This is a genomic window from Streptococcus sp. E17BB (assembly GCF_041807725.1).
In the GTDB taxonomy this organism is placed as follows: domain Bacteria; phylum Bacillota; class Bacilli; order Lactobacillales; family Streptococcaceae; genus Streptococcus; species Streptococcus entericus.
In genome coordinates this window covers 21,290-28,998 of the sequence record NZ_JBGTZC010000027.1, presented here as the reverse complement: position 1 = coordinate 28,998, position 7,709 = coordinate 21,290, and the positions used below count along the sequence as shown (strand labels likewise).

At 44.9% G+C, this 7,709-nt stretch carries 5 protein-coding genes; all 5 read right to left on the bottom strand.

Annotated features, from left to right (window positions below):
* Positions 1-121: 121 nt before the first annotated feature.
* A complete protein-coding gene (locus tag ACERC7_RS07625; RefSeq protein WP_373660491.1) occupies positions 122-1,561 on the bottom strand; it encodes a TrkH family potassium uptake protein in 1,440 nt (479 codons plus the stop codon).
* A gap of 8 nt (positions 1,562-1,569) precedes the next feature.
* A complete protein-coding gene (gene trkA / locus ACERC7_RS07620; RefSeq protein WP_373666592.1) occupies positions 1,570-2,916 on the bottom strand; it encodes a Trk system potassium transporter TrkA in 1,347 nt (448 codons plus the stop codon).
* Positions 2,913-3,128 (bottom strand): hypothetical protein, encoded by a 216-nt coding sequence (locus ACERC7_RS07615; protein WP_373657963.1) that lies wholly within the window; start codon positions 3,126-3,128, stop codon positions 2,913-2,915. Before ACERC7_RS07615 ends, trkA begins: the two co-directional genes overlap by 4 nt.
* A 22-nt stretch (positions 3,129-3,150) precedes the next feature.
* Positions 3,151-4,431, bottom strand: a complete 1,281-nt coding sequence (locus ACERC7_RS07610; protein WP_373666591.1) for a uracil-xanthine permease family protein — start codon at positions 4,429-4,431, stop codon at positions 3,151-3,153.
* A 546-nt stretch (positions 4,432-4,977) separates the two neighbouring features.
* On the bottom strand, positions 4,978-7,479 hold the full coding sequence (leuS, locus tag ACERC7_RS07605; protein WP_373666590.1) for a leucine--tRNA ligase: 2,502 nt from the start codon (positions 7,477-7,479) through the stop codon (positions 4,978-4,980).
* Between the last annotated feature and the right edge of the window lie 230 nt (positions 7,480-7,709).

The window sequence follows — 7,709 nt, the reverse complement described above, 5'->3', positions numbered from 1 at the left end:
AGTTGGGACCACGTCAGCCCTTTATTTCTTAGCTCATAGAGATTTAATTTATCTTCGTAGCTCAATTTCATAAAAAAGCACCCCATTCGTTAGATTATCTGTCTAACTTTTGGGGTGCGGTTCAATATTTAGACCAGGCTTTTTTGCTAAAGAGCAAGAGGAGCGGAAAAATTTCCAATCGCCCAGCAATCATCATGAAGGACATGACTATTTTTGAGAATGGGCTAAAGAAGGCAAAGGTCTCTGTTGTTCCCAATATTGGCCCAATATTGTTAAAAATACTGGCACTGGCACTGATAACCACCAAAAAGTTGTTGCTATCAAGACTAAGGACAAAGACCAATCCGATAAATAGGGCAACGTAGACCACAAAATATTTCATGATGCTATGCTGAGTACCCTTATCTAAGGTGCGGTCATTAACATGGACGGTCATGATGCGATTGGGATAGAGATTTTGTAGGGTTTGGAGTCGGATGATCTTAGCTAAAATCAAGACCCGCATCACCTTAAAGCCACCAGCGGTCGATCCTGCCATCCCTCCGATAAACATGAGCATGAGCAAAATCATCTGAGAAAACATCGGCCACGACGATATGTCAAGCAAGCCAAAACCAGTGGAACTTAACAAACTTGCAATTTGGAAAAAGATGACTTCCAGAGCCTTACCAGAGCTTGCAAACAAACCTCCGATATTGAGAAAAAGCAGCGCCGCACTCCCAAAAATTACAATAAGATAGGCCCTTAACTCTTCATCTTTGAAAAAAAGTTTGATTTTCTTGAGCAAAAGGAGATAATAGAGGTTAAAGTTTACACCAAAAACAAGCATACCAACGGTTACAATCCCTGTGATCAAAGAACTATTGTAATGGGCAATGCTATCGTTATAGACCGCAAAACCGCCTGTTCCAGCTGTTCCCATACTAATAATCAGACTATCAAAGAATGGCATACCAGCCCAGTAAAGTAGGAGAGTTAAAATGGCAAAAAGGCTGAGGTAAATAACATAAAGGATTTGGGCAGTGTCCTTCAGTCGCGACACTAACTTACCAAAGACAGGCCCAGGGACCTCTGCTCGCATGATTTCAAGATGACTATTTTTCTCGTTATTGAGCAGGGCCAAGGCAAAAACTAATACCCCCATGCCGCCAATAAGGTGCGTAAAGCTCCGCCAGAAGAGGAGTGACGGGGACAAAACGCCAACATCCGGTAAAATCGTTGCCCCTGTTGTGGTAAATCCTGAACTCACTTCAAAAAACGCATCAACTAGAGATGGGATTTGACCACTAAAGACAAAAGGAAGAGCACCAAAAAAGGACCAAAGTACCCAGCACAAAGAGACAATTAGCATGCCTTCTTTGGCGTAGATTTTTTCAGTTTTGGGTTTGATGAGACTCCCAAAAAGGCCAATCAGCGTCAACAACCCCATTGTAATCAGCAAGGCTCGAAAAACCTTTGCTTCTTCGTGGTAAATTATGGCAACAACTAATGGGACGACCATCAGTGCCGCTTCAATCAAGAGTAATTTCGACAGGGTACGGCGAATAATTGAATGATTCATATCGCCTCCTAATCTAACAAATCACAAATATTGTGGATGTTTTTTTGCAACGTCGCAACGATCACCTTATCATTGATTTGGAAGCAATCCTGTCCAGTTGGGAAAATAGCTTTCCCTTTTCGGATAATAGCCATGATGACAATATTTGGCTTTAAGCGTAGACTATCAAGTGGTTTGTCAGTCGCTTTATTATGATCTGTAATGTCAAACTGGAGGGTCTCAACCTTACCTTTCGCCACATGGTGCAGGGCTTCAAGACTTGATTCTTGAGCATTCTTACGGCCACGAATAAAGTGCATCATACTATCAACGGCAATGAGTTTTGGGGTGACAATGCTCGAAAAATCGCGGTCTCCGATAATTTCTAGCAAACTTGTTCGGTTAATCTTAGTGATATTTTTAGGAATACCGAGACTGTCTAAGTACATCGACGCAATGATGTTTTCTTCGTCGACCCCAGTCAAGGTTGCGACAGCATCGTAATGCTCAACGCCCTCTTCAAGCAAGACATTTTTTGCAGTGCCATTACCTTTGACCACATGCAAGTGTGAAAAAGTTTCACTGAAAAATTCAGCCCGATCTCGTTTGAGTTCGATTAACTTAACATTAATTTTTGTATTTTTGAGAATGGTCATGAGGTAGTAAGCAATCTTGCCAGCTCCGATAACCATAAAGTTTTTGATGATCTGTGTTTTTATGCTATTGTGGAAATTAACCATGGCTTGACGTTGCCCTGTCACAAAAATTTTATCATTGGCTTGAATGGAGACCAGACCGTCAGGAATGATGACCTCCTTGCCACGCACAATGGCACAAATCAGAATGTCTTCAAATTTTTTCCGGAATTGCTGTAAAGACAGGCCAACCAAACGACTGTTCTCGGCAATCTTAAATTCCATCAACATAATGCGACCGTTGAAAAAATGCTCAACCGATAGGGCATTTGGAAACTCGATAGCATTAGCAATATAGCGAGCTGTCAACAACTCAGGGTTGATAATTTGTGAAAAACCAAGAATGTTGTGGTCACGAAAATAAGGGTTTGAATATTCGGGATTACGCACCCGCACAATCGTCTCCTTGGCTCCCATTTTTTTAGCCAAAACAGCAGCAATCATATTAACTTCGTCCTTATCCGTTAGGGCAATAAAAATGTCGCAGTGACGGACATCTGCTTCATCTAAAATTTGAAAATTCACCCCATTACCAACAATTCCCATCAAATCATGACGCTTGGTCACCGTCTTAATGACTTGCTCATCCTCGTCAATCAGGGTCACATCATGATCTTCGTCAATCAGAGAACGGCAGAGGGCGGTACCGACCTTTCCACCTCCGACGATAATTATTTTCATGTCTTATCCTCTTTTAGGAAAATAGCAGAGCTTTTCCTTCTATTTTGTGAGTTGTCACTCCTTTTCATTATACCTTTTTTTAGAAAAATTGCACCTTTTGACTCCTCTTTATAGGACAAATCGGAGAAGAAAATCTCTTCAAAATAATCTGACTGAACCATCTCTCCATTTTGTCCTTTATTTGTAGCCATCATGCTAAAAAGCTGAGGCATTTCTGCTCCAGCTTTTGACTGTTTATTCTGTTGATTCTTTTGGTAAAATCAGATTGAGCAAGACACCAACAATAGCTGCTAGGGCTGTCCCTGAGATGACCAAGCTAGAGCCGATCTGCAAAACCGCTCCGCCAAGACCAAGCACCAGCATCGCAGAGGCGATAACAAGGTTACGCGAAGCCCCAAAGTTGACTTTTGACTTAATCAAGACTTTAAGACCGTTGCTGGCGATAACCCCATAAAGAAGAATGGACATCCCTCCCAATACTGCTGTTGGAATCGTTGAAATGAGGGCGGTAAACTTGGCACAGAAGCTAAGACCAATAGCGATGAAAGCTGCGTGACGGATGACTGACACGCTGGCAATCCGTGTCATCCCAATAACCCCCGTATTCTCACCATAAGTCGTATTAGCAGGACCTCCGATAAAAGCTGAGAATGCCGTTGCCACCCCGTCACCGATTAGGGTACGATTGAGCCCAGGTTCTTTCAAGAAATTCCGACCAGTAATTTCACCTAGAACCATGTGGTCACCGATGTGCTCAGCAATGGTTACAATAGCAATCGGTAGAATAGCTAGCGCTTCAGGACCAAAGTAAAATTTGTACTGACCAAAACTCTCGATACCAGTGGCAAATGGTAGGCTAATGGTCGGTAGAGCAAACCATGCTGCTTCCTTAACAGGAGTAAAGTCAACCAACCCAATCAAAGCAGCCACGATGTAGCCACCAGCAATGGCAATCAAGAAGGGAATGACCTTCATAAAACCTTTGCCCTTGGTTTGAACCAAGACGGCGATCATAAAGCTGACCCCTGCTACCAGCATGTTGCGCCAGTCACCGTCTTTAACGAAACCTGCGCTAGTTACAGCAGTATTAGCCAACCCAAGACCAATCACAATAATCATCGGCCCGATAACAACAGGTGGCAAGAGCCTATCAATCCACGCTGTACCGACCTTACCAACCAACAAAGCCACAAGGACATAGACCAAACCGACAAGAATAATACCTGTCTGTGCTGCTGAAATATCTCCCCCCATCTGCTCTTTGGCAAATCCCATCGCTGAAATGTAGGCAAACGATGAACCTAAATAAACGGGAACACTGAACTTAGTTGACACCATATAAATCAAGGTCCCTATACCAGAAGCTAGCAAGGCTGTTGACACCGACATTCCTAATAGCAGTGGCACTAAAATCGTTGCGCCAAACATCGCAAACACGTGCTGAATACTAAGCAACAACCCTTTCCCCAAATCAGGGCTCTCGTGAATATCAAACAATAATTTTTTCTCTGCCATGTCTTCTCCTTTTCTTGATGAGACTGATTTTTGGCATAAAAATAAGTCCCAATGATACCGAAATGAGACTTGCTTGGTTATTCGATAATGCAGAAAAAGCCAATACCTTTTTCTTTTTACTGTCGAAGTCCCTTAGTAGGCTCTCTGTCCCACCTTAAAAGTCCTTATTTCTTGAAATATTTTATCAAATTTTCAGATAAAGTCAAGACATTTTGAAAAAATATTTTTTAAGCCCCGATGCTACAGCATATCGTAAAAGTAAACAAAAAACAGACACTAGTTTACAATCTCAGTAGTGTAAACTAGCATCTATCAACTAACATTAGTGTAACGTTTTAAATAATGGCATTTGGAAAAAACTCCCCAGCGCAATATCTAATCTAAAGGGGCTTCCCCTACCGATTCCCCCAAAACAGTCTGGAAGTAGACTGTTGGAAGTTGGAAATCAGCAAAGAAACGAGTGACCGTTACTTGTAACGATGCTGACAAGTTTGGTTGGTTTCCAGAGACTGGGGAGACTCTGGAAGGTGGCAAACGAGTAACGTTTTACTTAACCACAATGTTGACCAACTTATTCGGTACAACAATGACCTTGACCACCGTCTGTCCTGCTATCTCGGTTTGGACTTTGCTATCTGCCAGAGCAGTTTTCTCCAGCTCTTCTTGGCTCAGGTCTTTGGCAACCGTTAGGCGAGCTTTGACCTTGCCCTTGATTTGGACAACGATTTCGATTTCGTCTTCGACCAGTTTACTCTCATCATAGGTCGGCCAGGTCACATAGGAAATGCCATCTGTTGCACCTGTTACCTGCTCCCAGAGTTCCTCACCCAAGTGCGGTGCAAATGGTGCTAGCAGCTGGATAAAGCCTTTGGCATAGTCGAGATAGAGCTGGTCTTCTTTGTTGGCAGCGTTGACGAAAATCATCATCTGGGCAATGGCTGTGTTGAACTTGAGCTCTTCAATATGCTCAGTGACGACTTTCACTGTCTCATGGTACACCTTGTCCAGCGCTCTGCTATTGTCCGTAACCAATGACTTGGTCGTGATTAAGCGGTAGACACGGTCGAGGAACTTGCGACTGCCCTCCAGACCTTCCTCGCTCCAAGCGATAGACGCATCAAGCGGCCCCATGAACATCTCGTAAACCCGCAGCGTGTCAGCCCCGTACTGGTTGACCACATCGTCAGGGTTAACCACATTCTTTAGGGACTTGGACATCTTGGCTGGCAACTGTACTAGCTCTTCACCCGTTTCCACATGGAAGAAGCTGCCGTCACGTTTTTCTACCTTGTCACTAGCCACCAGCGCCCCACGACCATCACGGTAACTAGTCCCCAAAATCATCCCTTGGTTAAAGAGTTTTTGGAAAGGTTCCTTGGTCGGCACCACGCCAATGTCGTAGAGGAACTTATGCCAGAAGCGGGCATAGAGCAGGTGAAGCACGGCGTGCTCAGCCCCACCGATGTAAATATCAACTGGCAACCAGGCCTTGAGAAGGTCTTCGTCTGCTAATTTTTCACTATTTTTCGGGTCAATGTAGCGCAGGTAATACCAGCTTGAGCCTGCCCATTGCGGCATGGTGTTGGTCTCACGGCGACCCTTGACCCCATCTTCACGGGTCACCGTTAGCCAGTCAGTTAAATTAGCCAATGGGCTCTCGCCTGTCCCAGACAGCTTGATGTCGCTGGTTTTTGGCAAGATGAGCGGCAGCTCACTCTCAGGAATCGCCGTACTGGTCCCATCTTCCCAATGGATAATCGGAATCGGCTCACCCCAGTAACGCTGACGGCTAAAGAGCCAGTCGCGAAGGCGATAAGTGATTTTCTCCTGACCAACGCCGTTTTCTTCTAACCAAGCCACCATTTTAGCAATAGCGTCCGCCTTATCCAGTCCATTAAGGAAATCAGAGTTGATATGAAGACCATCTTCTGTATAAGCTGCTTCTTGGACATTGCCACCCTCAAGGACAGGAATAATCTCAAGGTCAAAGGCCTTGGCAAAGTCCCAATCCCGCTCATCGTGAGCAGGTACTGCCATGATGGCACCTGTCCCGTAGCTCGCTAAAACATAGTCTGCTATCCAGATGGGGATCTCTCGTCCATTGACAGGGTTGATGGCATAGGCACCCGTCCAAACACCCGTCTTGTCCTTGTTGAGGTCTGTCCGAGCCAAATCCGACTTGAGGCTGGCTTGGTGCTTGTAGTCTGCAACAGCTTGGGCTTGGTCAGCAGTTGTAATCTCTTCGACCAGGGCGTGCTCTGGCGCAAGAACCGCATAAGTCGCTCCAAAAAGGGTATCAGGTCGTGTGGTAAAGACAGTGAACTCACGGTCTGTATCCTTGATCTTGAAGGTCACATTTGCACCTGTTGATTTGCCAATCCAGTTGCGCTGCATGTCCTTGATGGATTCTGGCCAGTCCAGCTCTTCCAAGTCATTGAGAAGACGCTCTGCATAGGCAGTTATTTTCAGCATCCACTGGCGCATCGGCTTGCGAACGACTGGATAACCACCTCGTTCAGACGTGCCGTCTGGCAAGACTTCTTCGTTGGCGATGGCGGTCCCCAATTCCTCTACCCAGTTGACAGGAACTTCGGCTTCATAAGCCAGCCCTTTTTCATAAAGCTTGGTAAAAATCCACTGGGTCCACTTGTAGTAGTCAGGGTCAGTCGTATTGATTTCCCGATTCCAGTCATAGGAAAAGCCCAAAGCGTTAATCTGACGTTTGAAATTGGCAATATTCTCTGCCGTAAAGTCAGCAGGGTCATTTCCCGTATCCATGGCGTACTGCTCAGCCGGCAGACCAAAGGCATCCCAGCCCATAGGGTGAAGGACATTGTAGCCTTGCGCCCGCTTGTAACGGCTGAGAATATCTGTCGCCGTGTAACCCTCAGGGTGTCCCACATGGAGACCCGCTCCTGATGGGTAAGGAAACATGTCTAGGGCATAAAAGTTCGGCTTATCCTTGTCCGTACCCGTCTTAAAAGTGTGATTAGTCGCCCAGTACTTCTGCCACTTGGGTTCAATGTCTTTGTGATTGTAAGTTGCCATAAGGTTCTCCTTTATCGTATCGTCTCTAGTCTCACCTCGACATGTTACTGCTAGAATAATATCGTCATGCTAAACCAGACAAAATCAACTTGATTTAGCAGCGTTATTCAAGCTCCCACGTTATCAGGTGCCTCTTTATTCTATCATATTTTAAGACAATTTGATAGCTGGATTCCCTAAAATTTTCTGATTTCTCTGACCATTTCGCCAAAAAAGCCCCGCAGGGCTTT